Below are 17220 nucleotides of genomic sequence, written 5' to 3'. Positions count from 1 at the left end.
ATATTGTAATCTAGAATAATAAATCCCGACTGATAGCTCGGGATTTTTTTATGCTCAAAATTTGTGTATCTTCAATCAATGATTCATAATTCACACATAGTAATTATAGGAGGCGGTTTGGCTGGATTAACGAGCGCTATTCACTTAGCTAAGATGCAAATACCCGTTACTTTAATTGAGAAAGAAATCTATCCTAAGCACAAAGTATGTGGAGAATACATTTCTAATGAAGTCGTTCCGTATTTGGATTTTTTAGGTATTAAATTGAAAGATTTGGATATAGTGACCATTTCACAGTTACAGATATCTACTAAAAACGGGAAATTGATTAAAAGTAAATTGCCTTTAGGAGGTTTTGGAGTAAGTAGATATCGTTTGGATCATCATTTATGGATAACTGCTAAAAAACTAGGAGTTCAACTTATAAATGATCAGGTAATAAATGTAGATTTTCAAAAAGACAATACATTTCTTGTTCATACTTCTAATAATGGAATATTTTATACGGATTATGTAATAGGAGCTTATGGAAAACGATCTACATTGGATAAAAATTTACATCGTGATTTCAGTCAAAGAAAATCTCCATGGTTAGCGGTAAAAGCACATTATGTTTCAAAATTTGATTCAGATACTGTAGCGTTACATAATTTTGAAGGTGGTTATTGTGGTTTGTCGGTAGTGGAGAATAAGGCGGTGAATGCTTGTTATTTAGTGAATTATGAAAGTTTTAAAAAGTATAAAGACATAGTGAGTTTTGAAAAAAATATTCTTTATGAGAATCCCTATTTGAAAGACTTTTTTGAAAATTCTGAAATGCTCTTTAGAAAACATATAACAATAAGTCAAATTAATTTTGATCCCAAAAAGCCTGTAGAAAAAGGCGTCTTTATGATTGGAGATGCTGCTGGGTTGATTCATCCATTATGTGGTAACGGAATGGCTATGGCGATCCAAAGTGCCAAGGTTTTATGTGATTTATTTGTAGCAAATCATGCCTCTATACAGTATAGCAGACAAGAGATGGAACTAATGTATGCCAAAGAATGGAATAAAGCATTTTCTAAAAGATTGTATGCTGGAAGAGTACTACAAAAGGTATTATTGCATAACGGATTTCAGCAAATAGCTCAAAAAGTAGCTAAAACCATTCCTGCTATAGTACCAGAAATTATCAAACAAACACACGGAAAACCATTAGTATGCTCATAGATCTTACATATAGAAGTAATGAACCAGAGCTTATGGATAATCCAGAAGTTAATGAAAAAGATCTTTCTGTAGCTTTGGAGGATATCGCTAAAGTAAATAAAATGTTAGGTGGTAATGCTATCACTATAGATGCAGTATTAGAGATTATTAAAAAGAAGAATATATCATCAAAGGAGTATGTTATAATGGATCTTGGTTGTGGTGATGGAGAAATGTTAAGGAAGTTGGCTAACATCTTAAAAAAGAATGACATAAATGCCAGATTAATTGGTATCGATAATCATGGTAAATGTCTAGTACAAGCAAGAAATTTAAGTGGTTCTAATACGGGTATTAAATATTATAAAGAGGATATATTAACCTTGAATAAAGGAGAATTTTCTTGCGATATTATTATTTGCACACTGACATTACATCATTTTGCAGACAAGGATATTAAAAAAGTAATTAGTAAAGGACTGGAGTTAGCCTCTGAAGCAGTTATTATTAATGATATCCATAGAACTCGGTTGTCTTATTATTTATTTAAGCTATTTAGTTTTTTCTTTATCAAAGGATATATAGCAAAAAATGACGGTTTGGTATCAATAAAAAGAGGTTTTAAAAGAAAGGAATTACTTCGTTTTGCCAAAGATCTTGGTTTAAAACAGCATCGATTAGATTGGAAATGGGCCTTTCGATACCGATGGATTATTAATCAGTAAAAAAGGGAATATTGAACGTAAAAATAACATCAGTCGCTAAGCAACTACCAGCGTATGTTAGAGAAACGAAAGAGATTTTACCATATGTGTCTCAATGGTTAACAGGACAGGAAGATAGATTTAAGCGTAAAGTGCTTAAGATTTTCGAAAATGCCGCTGTTGATAAACGATATGGAATTATGAGTATTGAAGAAGTCTTTACTGCTACCTCATTCGAAGAAAAGAATGATATCTATATCCGAGAAATAAAGAAACTAGGGGAGTCTGTTCTTAAAAAAGCGTTAGATAAGGCAAGTTGGGATCCTACTTCCTTAGATTACATTATCACAGTGAGTTGTACAGGTATTATGATACCTTCTCTAGATGCATATTTAGTAAATACATTAAATCTGAGGCAAGATATTGTTAGGTTGCCTGTTACAGAAATGGGATGTGCAGCTGGAGTTTCTGGTATTATCTATGCGAGAAACTTTTTAAAAGCTAATCCTAATAAAAGAGCTGCAGTAATCGCTGTAGAATCACCTACAGCAACCTTTCAACATACTGATTTTAGTATGGTAAATATCGTAAGTTCTGCTATTTTTGGTGATGGAGCAGCATGTGTGTTACTTTCTTCAGAAGAAGATGCCGAAGGACCAAATATTATCGCAGATGAAATGTATCACTTTTATGACGCGACCTCTATGATGGGTTTTAAATTGACAAATCATGGTTTGCAAATGGTATTAGACAAGGAAGTTCCAGAGAAGATAGCAACCCATTTTCCAGATATTATACATCCTTTTCTCAAGAAGAATAGTAAGTCAATTGAAGAGGTTGATCATTTAATTTTTCATCCTGGAGGAAAAAAGATTGTTCAAACAGTTGAAACCCTTTTCGGGGACTTGGGTAAGAATATCGATGATACCAAAGAAGTATTAAAACAGTACGGAAATATGAGTAGCGCTACCGTATTGTATGTTTTAGAACGATTTATGGATAGAAAGCCGGCATCCGGAGAAACAGGTCTTATGCTAAGTTTTGGTCCCGGTTTTTCTGCACAAAGAGTATTGTTGGAATGGTAATTAGATCATGATTGAATATAATTTTTTGAAACTTAAAGAAATTTAAAAATGAAAAATATCTGTTTGTATCTTTTATTCATCACTTTCACAGCATCAGCGTGTTCTGGTGATGATGTTCGCGCAAATACGGATGATCCAACTCCAGAACCTCAAAATGCTGATGTAACTAATGTATCTGTAACAGGCGAGACGGGTAGTTATACATTTAGTGTAGAAATTAGAAGTCCAGATCTAGGGTGTAACCAATATGCAGATTGGTGGGAAGTGATTTCAGAAGATGGAACATTAGTATATAGAAGGATTTTAGCTCATAGTCATGTAAATGAACAACCATTTACTAGATCTGGTGGACCTGTGGCAATAACCGAGGGGCAAATCGTATATGTAAGAGCTCATATGAATAATAATGGATACGGTACTATTGTATATAAGGGTAGTGTAGCTAATGGCTTTACTCAAGATACATTAGAAGCATCTTTTGCAAATCAATTAGCATCAGAAGAACCATTGCCTAATAACTGCGCATTTTAAAACTATATCTTTTGACTGCTGAACAAATCATAGAAAAACTACCGTATCGATCTCCATTTTTATTTGTGGATGAGCTTAGTAAAGTACACGAAGATGGAATAGAAGGTTATTATACATTAAAAAAAGATGAATATTTCTATAAAGGCCATTTTAAGGAGCATCCTGTAACACCAGGAGTAATTCTTACCGAAATTATGGCGCAGATAGGAGTTGTTTGTTTGGGAATATATCTGTTTAAAGAAACTATTTCTGAAAACATGATGGGAGTTGCTATGAGTAGTAATACGATTGACTTTTATAATCCAGTACTTCCTGGTGAAAAGGTATTTGTGGTTTCTAAAAAGGATTATTTTAGGTTTAACAAATTAAAATGTACGGTAAAAATGTTTAATGCCGAGAATAAGCTTGTGGCAAAAGGCAGTATCTCCGGAATGATGAAACCAGTTTCTGTATGAATAAAAGAGTTGTAATTACAGGATTAGGTGTAGTTTCACCAAATGGAACGAGCGTTTCAGAATTTAATAGATCTATAAAAAATGGTGTTTCTGGCATACGACATATTAATGAGTTAAAAGAATTAAATTTTTCATGTCAAATAGCTGGAAAACCATTATATAGAAAAGATTATTTAAATAATTACTTTAACTCAATTCAATTAAGAGGATTGAATGCTTCGGGATTGGAATATGGAGTAATTGCGGGTATAGATGCTTGGAAAAATGCTGGTTTATCTCTAAATGACAAAGAAGATGATCCAATTTGGGATGCAGGTGTAATTTTTGGAACCGGTATTTTAGGTGTTGATAAATTTAGAGATGCGATTTATAAAGTAGATGAAGGTAAAGTACGGAGATTAGGAAGTACGACAGTGATACAAACTATGGCCAGTGGGATTAGTGCTTTTTTAGGTGGTATGATCGGTTGTGGAAATATTACTACGACCAATTCTTCTGCTTGTAGTACTGGTACGGAAGCTATTTTAATGGCGTATGAACGAATTATATCTGGAAAAGTAGAAATTATATTAGCAGGAAGTACCAGTGATAGCGGGCCTTATGTTTGGGGAGGATTTGATGCGATGAGAATTCTGCCTCATAAATACAATGAGAATCCTACAGAAGCATCTAGACCTATGAGTGCCTCTGCAAATGGCTTTGTGCCAGGAAGTGGAGCAGGAGCATTAGTAGTAGAGAGTTTGGAAAGTGCACAAAATAGAGGTGCTACCATTTACGCAGAAATTCTTGGAGGACATATCAATAGTGGTGGACAGCGAAACGGAGGCAGTATGACCGCTCCAAACAGCAAAGCGGTGCAGCATTGTATTCAACAAGCAATCATCAATGCTAATATTCATTCGGATGATATTGACTTGATTAATGGTCATCTCACAGCTACCACTAAAGATGCTACCGAAATTATGAATTGGTGCGAAGCATTAAACAGAAGAGGGAAGGACTTTCCGTCTATCAATTCTTTAAAAAGTTTGGTAGGACATTGTCTTGCTGCTTCAGGAAGTATTGAAAGTGTGGCTACTGTACTTCAGGTATATGAAGACTTTGCTTTCGGAAATATAAATTGTGAAGATTTACATCCAGAAATCGAGGCTCTAGTGGATCCAACACGAATTCCTACTAAAACGATATCAAAACCTATAAATATTGCAGCAAAAGCGAGTTTTGGATTTGGAGATGTAAATGCTTGTGTTATCTTTAAAAAATATTCATAATAAAACCATTCATGACAAAAGAAGAATTATTATCTAAGTTAAAAACCATTATCGAACCTTATGTTCAGAATGAAGATGGGTTAGCAAATCTTTCTGAAGAAACTAATTTTATTGAAGATTTAGAGATTAATTCTGCTAATCTTGTAGATGTTATCTTAGATGTAGAAGATGAATTTAATATCGAAATTGATAATGATGGTATGGATAAGATGCTTACGGTAAAAGCCTCTATAGAGGTAATTCAGGATAAATTAGCAGCTAAATGATAGGAAATGATATTGTAGATCTTGCCTTAGCTGCTAAACAAAGTAATTGGAGAAGAAAAGGTTGGTTACAAAAGATCTTTACAGTATCAGAACAAGATAAGATCTTGAATGCTCTTGATCCCGATTTAACAGTATGGAAGTTGTGGAGTATGAAAGAGGCTGCATACAAAGCGTATCAAAGACAGTTTTTTAAAGCTCCTACTTATAATCCCTGGGACTTTGAATGTTCTGAAACTTCAGTGATTGTTAAGGGGATGCAATATAAAACCAAAACAACGATAACATCAGAATATATTCATTCTGTTGCCTTTATTGATCAAAAAGAGATAGTTACAAAAGTATTTGTCAACGAATCATTATCCTACAAAAAACACCTTTTAGATTATATTTCTAAAACAAAGCTGCTGAATTCTGAAAAAATTACAATCAAAAAAAATGATTTTAGAATTCCTTTTGTGTATATCAATAATTTACAGAGTGATATACAGGTTTCTTTTTCTAGTCACGGTTTGTTTTCTTCATATGTCGTGGATTTATCTGAAAATCTACAAAGGGTATAAAACCCCCGTTAAAAACCGTATTTATACCCTTATTTTTTTAGTGATTTGTTCTTAACTTCGCGTCAGGGAAAAATTAAAGTAAAAAAAGTAACATGATGAACTCATTATTGCAAAAAAGGAATACCAAGCGTGAAGAAAAAATAAAAATCACACGTTTAACAGAAATGAATATCGTTAATAACGAATTTCTAAAATCTTCTGAAAGATTAGCGAAAGCTCACACGATACATATCTAAAAAAAAGCATCCATTAGGGATGCTTTTTCTTTTTATCATTTTAAAATAGGGAAATCGAATACTATGTTTAGTTTATTCTTTTCCCTTTCGTCGTGGATATTCACTCCATAATCACTGGTGTAGATTGTGGTTTTGCCTAAAAGGTTTTTAGTGATATCTAGATCAAAGTTGATGATTACTTCTTTGGTAATGCCTTTGATGGTAAGGTTACCTATAACCTTATAATTATTATTACCAAAGTGCACTACTTCTTTGCTTTCAAAAGCAATTTTTGGGTATTTCTTTTTGTAAAAGAACTTTTCCCACATCAAATGACCATCTCTTAAAAAATTACCAGTTTCTAGAGTGTTTACAAGTGCTGTCCCTTCAAAATAGGCATTATCGGTATCTTCTGGGTTAAATGAAATTTTAAAATCTAATCCTCCAATTGATCCACTTGTCTCTTCTGAAACAAAATCAAATGTAATTTTTGTATTCTTTTTATCAAATTCAAGTTTGATAACATCATTAATCAAGGCATCTTCATGTCCAGTATATCCATCAGAACGATTGGTAATATCACCAGGAGGTGGCGTAAATTGACCATAAATCAATGAAATCGAGAGGCTTAAAAAAAAGATAGAACAGAAAAAGGTTTTCATAGTAATATTTTAGTTTTCAAGATATAAATAAACAATAATCATTCCAACTGCTTTAACAATGCAACAATTAAAATTGTTTGAAAATTAAGGGAATAATTATAATTTGATGTTAAGTTTTTTTAATTATTCTTCAAAATCCTATAACTTTAGATAAGAAATTAATTATCAATCAGGTAGCCATACCGTAATTCTTATGTATATGGAGAATCAAAAGAAAAAAAGATCCTGGTCAAAGAGAAAATTTGCGGATTTTCAGAATAAGTATCGTAGATCATCAAATTTTGGATACGGATCAAAAAGAGATCAATTTGCGATAGCAGGTAATGGAGAGCTTTCTGTTCCTGAAAACAAGCAGTTACACGATAAAAATCAATAAGATTAAGAAGTGACTACTTTGTCTTTAGAAGAAGTTTTAAGGTATATAAGAATACCTATTGAGATGCCAGCGCAAATCAAAAAACCTAAAAACAGCGGTAATGCTGTGTTTTCAACAAACCTACCTATAAAAGTACTTATAGGTACAGCCATTATAGTGCTTATAAATCCCGTAATCGCAGCACCAATTCCTGCAATGTGACCAACGGGCTCCATAGCCAATGCTCTAAGATTCCCAAACAAAAATCCTATCGAAAAAAATTGTAATCCAAAAAAGATTAGTAAGATCACTACATTTGGATTTGCATTGTTGTGATATAAAAGAATATATAGTAGCGAAATCCCAAAAAATGAAAATAAGGATATAGAAACTAATCGCTCCATTCCATATCTAAGTACTAAAGTACCATTCAAAAAAGTGGCGGTACCAATAGAGATCGCTAATAGTGCAAAGATATATGGGAATTCATTTTTTAGATTGTATTGCTGTTCAAAAATTTGCTGCGAACTACTTAGATATACTAGAAAAGACCCTACAATAAGTCCAGATATAAAAGTATATCCCATAGTGTTTTTGTATTTCACTAATTCTTTGGCTCCATCTATAAATATATGCGGAGTAAATTTTATTCTTTTAGAAACAACCAATGTTTCCTTTTGTCTTTTCCAAAACCAAAAAGAAACTAATAGACTGAAAACAAGCTGTATGTAAAAGATAGCTTTCCAGTCATAATGATCAAGAATTCCTTTTCCAATGGCTGGCGCCACAATAGGAACTAGTATAAATACTACCGTTATAAAAGACATAATACGCGCCATATAATCCCCACTGTAGGTATCTCTAATCATTGCTATCGCGATAGTTCTAGGTGCAGAAAGTCCAACACCTTGCAATATTCTACCTATTACCATCATAGTTAGGCTAGTGGCACTAATACAGATAAAACTAGCAATGATAAATAACAAGAATCCCATAAAAACCACAGGTTTTCTTCCGATAGCATCCGAAATTGGACCAAAAATCAATGGCCCAATTCCTAGTCCAAGAAATATCATCGTAATGAGCAATTGGTTATCTGCTAATTCTGTGGTACCAATATCAATTCCAATAATATCCAAAGCAGGAAGCAAAGCATCTATGGCTAAGGCTACAATAGACATCAATGATGCCATGAGTACAATAAACTCTAACTGTTGGAGGTTTTTAAATTGCATTCGGCAAAAATAGCTCATTTCATAAGCTCATCAATAGACTTCTTTTTAATTTAACTAATATTTATTGTGTCATGAAAAGTATTAGCATCTTGATTTTTTATTTATTGTATATTTAGAATGATGAAATTGTTTAATGCGCAACGGAAAAATCTTATGAATGGTAAAGGAATACGCAAATATCTACTGTATGCAATAGGTGAGATCATTTTGGTAGTTATTGGTATTTTGATTGCCGTTAGTATTAATAATGCTAATGAAGTTAGAAAAACCAAAAATCATTTAAAAAATGTTTTTGTAACATATCAAGAAGATTTAAAACTTGATACGCTAAAAGTGTATATAATGCTTTGCAATTATTGGATACAAGAAAGAAGATGTTTGACCAATTTCTAAGTGATACCGTAACAATCGATATGTATAAAAATACTCCCAGAGCTATGGGATTGGTATTGAGCTATAACCCCTTTGAATTGCAACAAAAAGGTATTCGATTATTAGAAAAGTTTGAGAGTAGTACGGAGACAGATAGCTTAGTTATACAGATTTTAGCACATCACAATACCTTCGATGTTTTATTAAAAGAAACACACAAAAGAATAGGGGAGGATGTAACTGACAATATGGACTTTCTAAAGTATAACCATCATTGGATTGGAGATTTATTGTTTGGTAAATTAGAGAATCCAGAAATGTATGAGTACTTTATGAGCGATACGTATCATGCGCGATTAGCGATTCACTATATGTTGGTGTATGGAAATCTAAAACCGTTGTTGGATAAACATTTAATAAGCTCTAGAGACCTACTAAGCAAAATTGAAAACCGAATAGACGGTTAAGATCTGTTAAATGATATTATTTTTGGCTCAAATTTTGTATTTTAGGATTAGGTAAACAAAAGATAATCAAATGAATAGGTTTGCGAAAATTGTAGGGTTCTTATTAGTCACAGGAGGAGTCTTTTTAAGTTGTAACAGTACGAAAAATATTGTAGCTCCTACTGCTCAAAGTGAAGCATTAGAAGCTCTAATAGCTAAAAAATCATTTACTATAGAATCAGATTGGATGTATCCTTTAATGACTACAGGGATGAATGCAATTTATAATAGCGGATTAATCCCTCCAGGAAGTACTGTAAATAGTATAAACCTTACGGGTAATCCTAATTTTGTTAGAATATATGGAGATAGCATATCTATGAATTTACCTTTTTATGGTGAACGCCAATTACCAGGACAATATATTCGTAATGAAGGCGGGATTGTATTCCAAGGAGTTCCCGATAGATACGAAGTAATTAAAGATGAGAAAAAACAAACACACCTTATTAAATTTACAGCAAAGGGTGATCAAGAATCATATCGAGTAACTATAACATTATTTCCAAATTGGACGACAAGCATAAATATTAACAGTAGCCATCGAACATCTATACGATATAGAGGTGTGGTATCTGAAAATGACAAAGAAAAAAGTTTGGTCGTAAATTAATGTAGATTACAAGCTAGCTTCTAACTCTTCAATATCTTCAATGTAAGTTTGATAAAACTCTTCAACATAAGGTCTTCGGCTGTTAGATCCCTGTGCTAGTAATTCTTTAGAAGTTGCTAATGACTCCCGAATTGTTGTTTTGGAATGTTTTAATTTCACTAGAGTTTTAGCTTTCCAATAGAATAAATCTGCATTTTTATTCATTTGTATTCCAAGTTCAAATTTTTCTAATGCCTTCTGGAAATCACCAGTTTGGAAATAGGTAATTCCATAATACATAAAAGCCCTGCTTTCTATATAATTAATGTCTTTAGCTTCATGATCAAAAAACTTCTTAAAATATTCTTGTGCCGTAGTATATTCGTTTTTCATCATATAAGCGATACCACGCATAAAGTCTATGTTCTCCGATTGAGGATAATCTACAAAATTAGGAGTAAGAGCGTCTAACTCATTAAAATCTTTAATAGCATTATCATAATCTCGATAAAAATATAAGTATAAATACCCTCTATATCCTTGCCAACTTTTGGGATCTAACTCCACCGCTTTCCCATATTTCTTCATGGTTTCTGTATTGATACCTCGTTTTACTCTAGAAGCACCCATTTCTCGGTGCGGGTCAGAAAAATTAGGATCTAAAGCAATCGCTTCCTGAATTAAAAAATGCTCTTCTGGAGAGCCCTGGTAATAAGAACCATGCAATCCTTCAATAAATTGTTTGGCGTATTTTTTAGAAGTTACTTTATCAAATTCTTTCTTATATAAAGTATGTTCAGTAGTGCAAGAGCCAAGTAACAAGACTCCAAAACAACAACTAAGGTAAAATATCTTCAATCTTTCCATTTTTTAGTATAAAAGTTATGTAGAAATATGAGTCTACAGGCTGATTTCGGATAATACAAGGTTTCCACTTTTCTACCGATGAAAGAATCTTGTATAAATGAGCTTTGGTCTCAACATCAAACTCTTTTTCATTGTATTCAAAATCTGCTTCATTGGTGACATACTTTCCTGCTTCTCCTTTACAATTAATAACAAATCGGTAGGTTAAATATCCTGATTCATTTTTAAGTTTTGTAGTGTCTAAATGTTTAGTTACTAGCTTTTTTAAGTTTCCTTTTCCACCGATGAAACCGGCACGATCGTTCCCCCCATTGTAATAATCAAAAATAGATTTATGGTTTGAACATAAATCAAAATCTAAGTTCTTATCGATAGTATCATCAAAATCAATATATCCTACTCGTTTGATACCATGATTTGATAATTCTTCGAATGTATCCGGTGAAATTTGTTCTACCAATGTGCGTTCTAATCGGTATTTTTCTGTAGTTAGTGTAGATGAGTAGAGGCCTAAATCTTGAACATAAATATTTCGATAATGAAAATGCATTGTATCCTTTGGTTTAGAACCGAAAACAAAGGTATTGGCTATGTTTTGTTCTACAACTTTAGCTGGTTTGGAAGCTATGGTAGTATCTTTTATAAACTTGGAGGTTTGATGAACGTAAATATAATTATTTTCTTTATTTTTTAATTTGGCTTTATAAGTAGTAGTTTCTTTTCCAAAAGTTAATAAATAGTTTTCAGAAGTATTTTCATATTCAGCTATTAGTGTATCTCTTTTATAATATCGTTTACGACTCAATTCTTTTAGATTATCATTTAGTATACTAAATTCACGGATGGATGAAGTCGTAAAAGCTGGATTATAGTTTATTTGCTCATAAACACTATCATTTACCTTCTTAACCACAGAATAATCTAAAGTAGTTTTAACTGTTTGATTATTATTTGGATAGTTATGAACATAATATTTGTTAATGATCCCTTGATCAGAAGCTCCCTTGGGTATAAAAAAACGCTCATAAGATTCAGTAGAAGTGTTACAGGAGTAACAAAAACCGGAAATGATTAAGAGCAACAATACTTTGTTCTTCATAAAGTGAGTTGGTTTAGAAAAAACTCTAAGTTATGAATACAAAATTAAAAACACCCCTAACATGATACCAAATAATGGAATCAGTTTTTTACGTTTATTCTTTTCTTTAAAAACAAGCCCTCCGATGACAACAGCAATTAGTATTTGACTTCTTTTAATAGCTGATAACAGCATGATAAGTGCCTCGGGATCTTGTAAAGCTTTGAAATAGAAATAGTCTGCTGCCTGTAGTAACACTCCAACGGCTACAATAGTCCATCGCCAGGTAAATTGTTTCCTTTTTTCGGCATTACCAAACCAAGTAAATGATAAGATCACCAATAAAATCAACACAGTATAAAAACAAAACCAGAATTGTAAGGTCTGTGGTGTGAGTGCAAGCTGTTGTATTAAAAACTTATCGTATAATCCGCTAGAAGCACCTAAAAAGGTAGCACCAATGATGGCAAAAATCCATTTATTCTTTTTGAAGTTGATACCTTCCTTTTTACCGATTTTTGAATATAGAATTACCGAAAAGATGATAAGAAAGAAGCCAATCCATTGCAAAATGTTAGGTTTTTCCTGATAAATTAAGATGGCTCCTATAAATGTAAAAAATGGACCTGCAGAGCGTATCGGTGTTACGATGGTAATCGGTAGATATTTTAATGCCTGATACGCCAGTACCCAAGATGCAGCCATAATCATGGACTTTATAAAAATAAAACCGTGGGTGCTTGAAGGGATTTGATCAATATAAAACCCAATTTCTTTAGTGTATTCGGGATAGTATACGGATCCTATAAAAAAAGGAAGTAATACCAGAAAACCGGATCCTATAGTTCCCAAAAGTACAGGAAATACTTCATTTCCCTGTACAGCATGTTTTTTACATAAATTATGTAATCCTAAAAAAAGTGCGGCCAAAAGCCCTAAATACATCCACATGCCGCGAATATAAAATCATTGGGAAATTCTACCAAGAATAGTCTACACTGAATTTCATCACTAATGTGTTTGATGATTAAAATATAAAGCTGCTACAGTCAAGACTGCTGTAAGAAAATGGTTAAAATCTAAGTAAGAATTGTCATACTGTTATTTTTAGTATAACAAAATTGAGAATATTGTAATATTTTGTGTAAAAAATTGATAAATACTTATTTGACTAAGTATATTTGCAGCATCAAACCAATTTATTATTCATGCATAATATATGGTAACTATTTAACACAACTCATTTATTTAAAACCTAAAAAATGAAAACTCAACTAAGCTTTATTAAAAAGAACTATTGGTTGGTGGTATTTATGCTACTGACCACCATTGGTACTACTGCACAGCAGGTGATCAATGCAACCTTACAAAATGACGGACGGACAAGACAATATCGTTTGTACGTACCTGCTAGTTATGATCCTAGTAAGCCCGCACCTCTAATTTTAAATTTTCATGGGTTTACCAACAACATAGATACGCAGTATAATCAGAGTGATTTTAGACAATTAGCAGAAGACAATCAGTTTTTGTTTGTTACTCCACAAGGATTAGGAGGCTTTTTCTCAGGATGGGCCATTAATAACAATTTTGGTGGAAACGAAGATGACTTAGGATTTTCCAACGCATTAATAGATAAAATCATTGAAGATTATAATATTAATGAAAAACGTATTTATGCTACAGGATTTTCTAATGGAGGATTTTTTAGTTATCGATTAGCTTGTGAACTAAGTCCTAGAATTGCCGCGGTAGCTTCTGTAGCGGGTAGTATGACTAGAAGATGGATCGATAATAATCAATGTCAGCCGCAACATCCTACGGCGGTTTTACAAATTACTGGAACTAATGATAATGTGATTTCTATTAATGGAAATGGATCCAATAAGCCTATACAAGATGTTATGGAATATTGGGCTTCTGTAAATAATGCAGATGCTACACCAGATGTAATCCAATTAGGAGGTGGTACCACACGTTCTATCTGGGATAATGGTGATAATGGTGTTACGGCAGAATTTATTCGGGTGCAAGGAAAAGGGCATAGCTGGAATGGTGGAAATGTCAATACTTCTCAAGAAGTTTGGAATTTCTTTTCGAGATTTGATATCGATGGTGCGATTGATAATACACCGCCACCACCAGATACCTGCGCTGCTACAGTGTCCTCATTTCCTTTTAACGAAAGTTTTGAAACCGGTATCGGACAATGGTCGCAAGCTACTAACGATGATCTTAACTGGACAAGAGATTCGGGAGGAACACCTTCTAACGGTACAGGTCCATCTACAGGAGCAGATGGAAACTTTTATCTATACGTAGAAGCATCTGGTAACGGAACAGGATATCCTAATAAAAGCGCTATTTTAAACTCTCCTTGTTTAGACTTTAGCAGTGTTTCTAATCCTACGCTTACCTTTCAGTATCACATGTTTGGTAGTGCTATCAATACTTTAACGGTTGAAGCAAGAACCGATAATACAGGAAGTTGGACCACTGTTTTTAACCAGTCTGGTGATCAAGGAAATACGTGGAATGCTGCCAGTGTAAACCTTTCTGCATATGCAGGAGAAGCGAGTGTACAACTACGCTATAATGTGGTTACTGGTAATGGTACTAGTGGTTGGCTAAGTGATATTGCTATAGATGCTATTAGTATTCAGGATGGTAGTGGTACTCCAGATCCTGATTGTACAGCTTTAAACTTCAATGATTTTGCTATTTCAGGATTCTCTAATCAGGATGCAGACGGAAATTTTGCCATTACTAATGGAGGAGCTGCTTTATCTTTAACGAACAATACATGGAAATTTATTCCTTTAGATTATACAGTAACTGCAAATACGGTAATCGAATTTAGCTTTAGTAGTACGTCGCAAGGAGAGATTCATGCTGTTGGTTTTGAAAATAACAACACCTTAACTTCTTCTCGTTATTTCAAAGTCCATGGAACACAGAATTATGGAGTTACTAATTTTGATAATTACAGCTCGGGTACTGTAACCTATACGATTCCTGTTGGGAATTTCTATACAGGTGTTATGGATCGTTTGGTGTTTATTAATGACAATGATAGTGGTTCTGGAAATAATTCAGTTTTTTCTAATGTTAGAATATACGAAGGATCTTGTGGTAGCTCGTTATCTGCACAAGAACTTATTGCTGGATTAACTACAAAATCACCTGTATTAGGTAACGAACCTGAAGATGTACATACACTTAAAATAGCACCAAATCCTGTGAATGATCAATTCTCGATAACCATGAATGTGAATTCAAAAACAGAAGAAGAAATGCTAGTGCGTATCTATACCATGTTAGGTCAGATACAATATGAAGCCAAACTACAAACAGGTACGCAAAACTTATCAGCAAGTAGTATAGGTTTAGGATCCGGAATTTATGTGGTAAAAGTCATATCGAATGGAGAGGAGCAAAGTACTCAGAAATTGATCGTTCGGTAAATCAATATAAATTGAATCGTCTATTCGAGTGAATTTTTCACTTTATAAGATGATACCACAAAATATTATGCATATAGAAACGATGCTTCGTATTATTCGGAGCATCTTTTTTATGGATTCTTGATAAGTACATTCATTTTTCATTTCTTATCTTTCCTCAATAAATAAACTAGCAAGGATTTGGAATTCAGTAAAAACTTATTATTCTTTTTCAGTGCATTAGGTGCTTTTAATGGACTTTTTTTAAGTCTGTATTTTTGTTTTCTAATTAAGAATAGGAGTAGAGCCACTTATTTTTTAGCGGCACTCCTGTTTGTAATTAGTGTACGAGTAACCAAATCAGTATTTCTAACCTTTTATCCTGGTACTTCATCCACATTTGTGAGTATTGGTCTTACTGCCTGTTTTTTAATAGGTCCTTTTCTGTATTTATATACCAAAACAGCTATCAATCCTAACAAAGTACATCGATGGAATTGGTTATTCCACGTGGTACCAGTGCTTATTTTTATGTTGATAATCAGTATTCAATATCCCTATCGATCGTATAGATATTTATGGTGGAGGAGTCCTCCCAGAATTTTTGGCACCATTTTGTTTACGCAATGGACGATTTATACTATAGCAGCAATATATCAAGCGCGCCAAGTGTTTAGTAAGCTTTGGAGCAAAACTAAATCCATCAACACCTTAGATTTTTGGATACTCAATATCGTTACTGGTGGGTTTATTATTTGGTTAGCATATAATACCACGACCTATACATCGTACATTGTAGGGGCATTGTCATTTTCTTTTACATTTTATATCACTTTGGTTATTTGGATTATCAAAAGAAGAAAAAGTACGCTCACATTTCTAACACCTGTTGTAAAATATGCGAATAGAAAGATTGATACTCAAAAGGTATCTTCGATTGCAAACCAACTGAGTATTTTGTTTAGTGAACAAGAATTGCATCGAAATCCTAATTTAAAACTACCTGAAGTAGCGGCGCAACTACAAATTAAGTCTCATGAATTGTCACAATATCTGAATGATAATTTGGGACTTAGTTTTTCTAGTTATGTTAATCAGTATCGTATACAAACTGCTACCCAATTGATACGAACCAATTCTCTATTAACACTAGAAGCTATTGGCAATGAGTGTGGTTTTAAATCCAATTCTACATTTTATACTGCTTTTAAAAAACAGGAGGGAATGACACCTTCGCAATACAAAAAGTCCTTGAATTCGTGATTTATTTTCTTCGGATTTATAATTCCGTAGAATAACGAGCTTGTTTTTTACTTGATTGATAAGGCTTTCCTATAGTTTAGCTATACAAATCAATAATAAAAAACGAACAATGAAACATTTATTTATTTTAGTGGTAGCACTATTTAGCAGTACCATTTCTTTTGCACAATCTGATAAAGAACAAATCACAGAAACTTTACTACATTATATAGAAGGAACAGCTGATGGTTCTCCCGAAAGAATTAAAAAAGCATTTCATAAAGACTTGAATTTGTATTCGATAGCTAATGATACTTTAAGTATTACTTCTGGTAAAAAATATATTGGATATTTTAAAGAAGGAGAAAAACGAAACCGTATCGGAAAGATTATTTCCATTGATGTGGTTAATAATGCCGCAATGGCCAAAGTAGAAATAGATTTCCCAAAAGGGAAGAGGTTATATACCGATTATATGATGTTACTAAAAGTAAAAGGTGAATGGAAAATCATTCATAAATCTTATACGTTTGTACCTTATAAATAATACCAAATAAAGTTATTAGAATATACTATTCATTTATCACCAG

Annotated in this window: 21 protein-coding genes; 16 read left to right on the top strand and 5 right to left on the bottom strand. The window is 33.0% G+C overall.

The annotated features are described in order from the left end of the window. Positions 1-78: 78 nt before the first annotated feature. The 9 genes from ABD077_RS11500 to ABD077_RS11460 all read left to right on the top strand — a co-directional run bounded on the left by ABD077_RS11500 (position 79) and on the right by ABD077_RS11460 (position 6299). Complete coding sequence (locus tag ABD077_RS11500; protein WP_343912450.1) at positions 79-1212, top strand: NAD(P)/FAD-dependent oxidoreductase; 1134 nt, start codon at positions 79-81, stop codon at positions 1210-1212. Next, on the top strand, positions 1203-1916 hold the full coding sequence (locus ABD077_RS11495) for a methyltransferase domain-containing protein (RefSeq protein ID WP_343912449.1): 714 nt from the start codon (positions 1203-1205) through the stop codon (positions 1914-1916). Before ABD077_RS11500 ends, ABD077_RS11495 begins: the two co-directional genes overlap by 10 nt. 11 nt (positions 1917-1927) lie before the next feature. Beyond that, the gene (locus ABD077_RS11490; RefSeq protein WP_343912448.1) at positions 1928-2980 is read left to right on the top strand and encodes a type III polyketide synthase; all 1053 of its coding nucleotides are present in this window, start codon (positions 1928-1930) and stop codon (positions 2978-2980) included. A gap of 48 nt (positions 2981-3028) precedes the next feature. Next, positions 3029-3511, top strand: a complete 483-nt coding sequence (locus tag ABD077_RS11485) for a hypothetical protein (RefSeq protein ID WP_343912447.1) — start codon at positions 3029-3031, stop codon at positions 3509-3511. Positions 3512-3522: 11 nt separating this feature from the next. Beyond that, entirely contained in the window at positions 3523-3966 is a 444-nt protein-coding gene (locus ABD077_RS11480) for a 3-hydroxyacyl-ACP dehydratase FabZ family protein (RefSeq protein WP_343912446.1), read from the top strand. Further along, a complete protein-coding gene (locus ABD077_RS11475) occupies positions 3963-5237 on the top strand; it encodes a beta-ketoacyl-[acyl-carrier-protein] synthase family protein (RefSeq protein WP_343912445.1) in 1275 nt (424 codons plus the stop codon). Before ABD077_RS11480 ends, ABD077_RS11475 begins: the two co-directional genes overlap by 4 nt. An 11-nt stretch (positions 5238-5248) precedes the next feature. Continuing rightward, positions 5249-5503 (top strand): acyl carrier protein, encoded by a 255-nt coding sequence (locus ABD077_RS11470; RefSeq protein ID WP_299601352.1) that lies wholly within the window; start codon positions 5249-5251, stop codon positions 5501-5503. Beyond that, positions 5500-6063 carry a 4'-phosphopantetheinyl transferase family protein gene (locus tag ABD077_RS11465; RefSeq protein ID WP_343912444.1) on the top strand — a complete coding sequence of 188 codons (564 nt, stop codon included), beginning with the start codon at positions 5500-5502 and terminating at the stop codon, positions 6061-6063. Before ABD077_RS11470 ends, ABD077_RS11465 begins: the two co-directional genes overlap by 4 nt. Before the next feature lie 92 nt (positions 6064-6155). Next, on the top strand, positions 6156-6299 hold the full coding sequence (locus tag ABD077_RS11460) for a hypothetical protein (protein WP_343912443.1): 144 nt from the start codon (positions 6156-6158) through the stop codon (positions 6297-6299). Positions 6300-6334: 35 nt separating this feature from the next. On the opposite strand, the gene ABD077_RS11455 is transcribed toward ABD077_RS11460, so the two are convergent. Continuing rightward, complete coding sequence (locus ABD077_RS11455; RefSeq protein ID WP_343912442.1) at positions 6335-6940, bottom strand: YceI family protein; 606 nt, start codon at positions 6938-6940, stop codon at positions 6335-6337. A 199-nt stretch (positions 6941-7139) separates the two neighbouring features. Between ABD077_RS11455 and ABD077_RS11450 the strand changes: the two genes are divergently transcribed. Then, positions 7140-7316, top strand: coding sequence for a hypothetical protein (locus ABD077_RS11450; protein ID WP_343912441.1), 177 nt, complete (start codon positions 7140-7142; stop codon positions 7314-7316). A 2-nt stretch (positions 7317-7318) separates the two neighbouring features. On the opposite strand, the gene ABD077_RS11445 is transcribed toward ABD077_RS11450, so the two are convergent. Further along, a complete protein-coding gene (locus ABD077_RS11445; RefSeq protein WP_343912440.1) occupies positions 7319-8548 on the bottom strand; it encodes a multidrug effflux MFS transporter in 1230 nt (409 codons plus the stop codon). Between the two features lie 99 nt (positions 8549-8647). Here ABD077_RS11445 and ABD077_RS11440 point away from each other — a divergent pair, with 99 nt between their 5' ends. From ABD077_RS11440 to ABD077_RS11430, 3 genes are all read left to right on the top strand, one after another. Continuing rightward, the gene (locus tag ABD077_RS11440; protein WP_343912439.1) at positions 8648-8923 is read left to right on the top strand and encodes a DUF6090 family protein; all 276 of its coding nucleotides are present in this window, start codon (positions 8648-8650) and stop codon (positions 8921-8923) included. Then, on the top strand, positions 8905-9369 hold the full coding sequence (locus ABD077_RS11435) for a hypothetical protein (RefSeq protein ID WP_343912438.1): 465 nt from the start codon (positions 8905-8907) through the stop codon (positions 9367-9369). The genes ABD077_RS11440 and ABD077_RS11435 overlap by 19 nt, the downstream gene beginning before the upstream one ends. A 70-nt stretch (positions 9370-9439) precedes the next feature. After that, positions 9440-10021: a DUF4251 domain-containing protein gene (locus tag ABD077_RS11430; protein ID WP_343912437.1), complete on the top strand. Its 582-nt coding sequence runs from the start codon at positions 9440-9442 to the stop codon at positions 10019-10021. A gap of 6 nt (positions 10022-10027) precedes the next feature. On the opposite strand, the gene ABD077_RS11425 is transcribed toward ABD077_RS11430, so the two are convergent. From ABD077_RS11425 to ABD077_RS11415, 3 genes are read right to left on the bottom strand one after another with little or no spacing between them, the layout of a single operon-like run. After that, complete coding sequence (locus ABD077_RS11425) at positions 10028-10858, bottom strand: tetratricopeptide repeat protein (protein WP_343912436.1); 831 nt, start codon at positions 10856-10858, stop codon at positions 10028-10030. After that, positions 10839-11966 (bottom strand): hypothetical protein, encoded by a 1128-nt coding sequence (locus ABD077_RS11420; RefSeq protein ID WP_343912435.1) that lies wholly within the window; start codon positions 11964-11966, stop codon positions 10839-10841. Before ABD077_RS11420 ends, ABD077_RS11425 begins: the two co-directional genes overlap by 20 nt. Before the next feature lie 30 nt (positions 11967-11996). Next, positions 11997-12896: an EamA family transporter gene (locus ABD077_RS11415; RefSeq protein ID WP_343912434.1), complete on the bottom strand. Its 900-nt coding sequence runs from the start codon at positions 12894-12896 to the stop codon at positions 11997-11999. A gap of 311 nt (positions 12897-13207) precedes the next feature. On the opposite strand from ABD077_RS11415, the gene ABD077_RS11410 reads away from it, so the two are divergent. The 3 genes from ABD077_RS11410 (at position 13208) to ABD077_RS11400 (ending at position 17177) form a co-directional block, all read left to right on the top strand. Continuing rightward, positions 13208-15409, top strand: a complete 2202-nt coding sequence (locus tag ABD077_RS11410) for a T9SS type A sorting domain-containing protein (protein ID WP_343912433.1) — start codon at positions 13208-13210, stop codon at positions 15407-15409. A gap of 180 nt (positions 15410-15589) precedes the next feature. After that, positions 15590-16651: a helix-turn-helix domain-containing protein gene (locus ABD077_RS11405; protein WP_343912432.1), complete on the top strand. Its 1062-nt coding sequence runs from the start codon at positions 15590-15592 to the stop codon at positions 16649-16651. A gap of 109 nt (positions 16652-16760) precedes the next feature. After that, the gene (locus tag ABD077_RS11400; RefSeq protein ID WP_343912431.1) at positions 16761-17177 is read left to right on the top strand and encodes a nuclear transport factor 2 family protein; all 417 of its coding nucleotides are present in this window, start codon (positions 16761-16763) and stop codon (positions 17175-17177) included. Positions 17178-17220: the final 43 nt, after the last annotated feature.

Origin of the sequence: Aquimarina litoralis (assembly GCF_039523995.1) — a bacterium.
Taxonomy (GTDB): domain Bacteria; phylum Bacteroidota; class Bacteroidia; order Flavobacteriales; family Flavobacteriaceae; genus Aquimarina; species Aquimarina litoralis.
The sequence above is the reverse complement of the archived record's forward strand: the minus strand, read 5'-3'. Positions and strand labels throughout refer to the sequence as shown.

What these genes read in the sequence shown, in the direction of transcription:
- ABD077_RS11485 (WP_343912447.1), top strand. Translation starts at nt 3,029, where the DNA reads ATGAAAAATATCTGTTTGTATCTTTTATTCATCACTTTCACAGCATCA.
- ABD077_RS11470 (WP_299601352.1), top strand. Translation starts at nt 5,249, where the DNA reads ATGACAAAAGAAGAATTATTATCTAAGTTAAAAACCATTATCGAACCT.
- ABD077_RS11440 (WP_343912439.1), top strand. Translation starts at nt 8,648, where the DNA reads ATGATGAAATTGTTTAATGCGCAACGGAAAAATCTTATGAATGGTAAA.
- ABD077_RS11500 (WP_343912450.1), top strand. Translation starts at nt 79, where the DNA reads ATGATTCATAATTCACACATAGTAATTATAGGAGGCGGTTTGGCTGGA.
- ABD077_RS11460 (WP_343912443.1), top strand. Translation starts at nt 6,156, where the DNA reads ATGATGAACTCATTATTGCAAAAAAGGAATACCAAGCGTGAAGAAAAA.
- ABD077_RS11420 (WP_343912435.1), bottom strand. Translation starts at nt 11,966, where the DNA reads ATGAAGAACAAAGTATTGTTGCTCTTAATCATTTCCGGTTTTTGTTAC.
- ABD077_RS11415 (WP_343912434.1), bottom strand. Translation starts at nt 12,896, where the DNA reads ATGTGGATGTATTTAGGGCTTTTGGCCGCACTTTTTTTAGGATTACAT.
- ABD077_RS11465 (WP_343912444.1), top strand. Translation starts at nt 5,500, where the DNA reads ATGATAGGAAATGATATTGTAGATCTTGCCTTAGCTGCTAAACAAAGT.
- ABD077_RS11495 (WP_343912449.1), top strand. Translation starts at nt 1,203, where the DNA reads ATGCTCATAGATCTTACATATAGAAGTAATGAACCAGAGCTTATGGAT.
- ABD077_RS11455 (WP_343912442.1), bottom strand. Translation starts at nt 6,940, where the DNA reads ATGAAAACCTTTTTCTGTTCTATCTTTTTTTTAAGCCTCTCGATTTCA.
- ABD077_RS11410 (WP_343912433.1), top strand. Translation starts at nt 13,208, where the DNA reads ATGAAAACTCAACTAAGCTTTATTAAAAAGAACTATTGGTTGGTGGTA.
- ABD077_RS11435 (WP_343912438.1), top strand. Translation starts at nt 8,905, where the DNA reads ATGTTTGACCAATTTCTAAGTGATACCGTAACAATCGATATGTATAAA.
- ABD077_RS11475 (WP_343912445.1), top strand. Translation starts at nt 3,963, where the DNA reads ATGAATAAAAGAGTTGTAATTACAGGATTAGGTGTAGTTTCACCAAAT.
- ABD077_RS11430 (WP_343912437.1), top strand. Translation starts at nt 9,440, where the DNA reads ATGAATAGGTTTGCGAAAATTGTAGGGTTCTTATTAGTCACAGGAGGA.
- ABD077_RS11400 (WP_343912431.1), top strand. Translation starts at nt 16,761, where the DNA reads ATGAAACATTTATTTATTTTAGTGGTAGCACTATTTAGCAGTACCATT.
- ABD077_RS11445 (WP_343912440.1), bottom strand. Translation starts at nt 8,548, where the DNA reads ATGAGCTATTTTTGCCGAATGCAATTTAAAAACCTCCAACAGTTAGAG.
- ABD077_RS11450 (WP_343912441.1), top strand. Translation starts at nt 7,140, where the DNA reads ATGGAGAATCAAAAGAAAAAAAGATCCTGGTCAAAGAGAAAATTTGCG.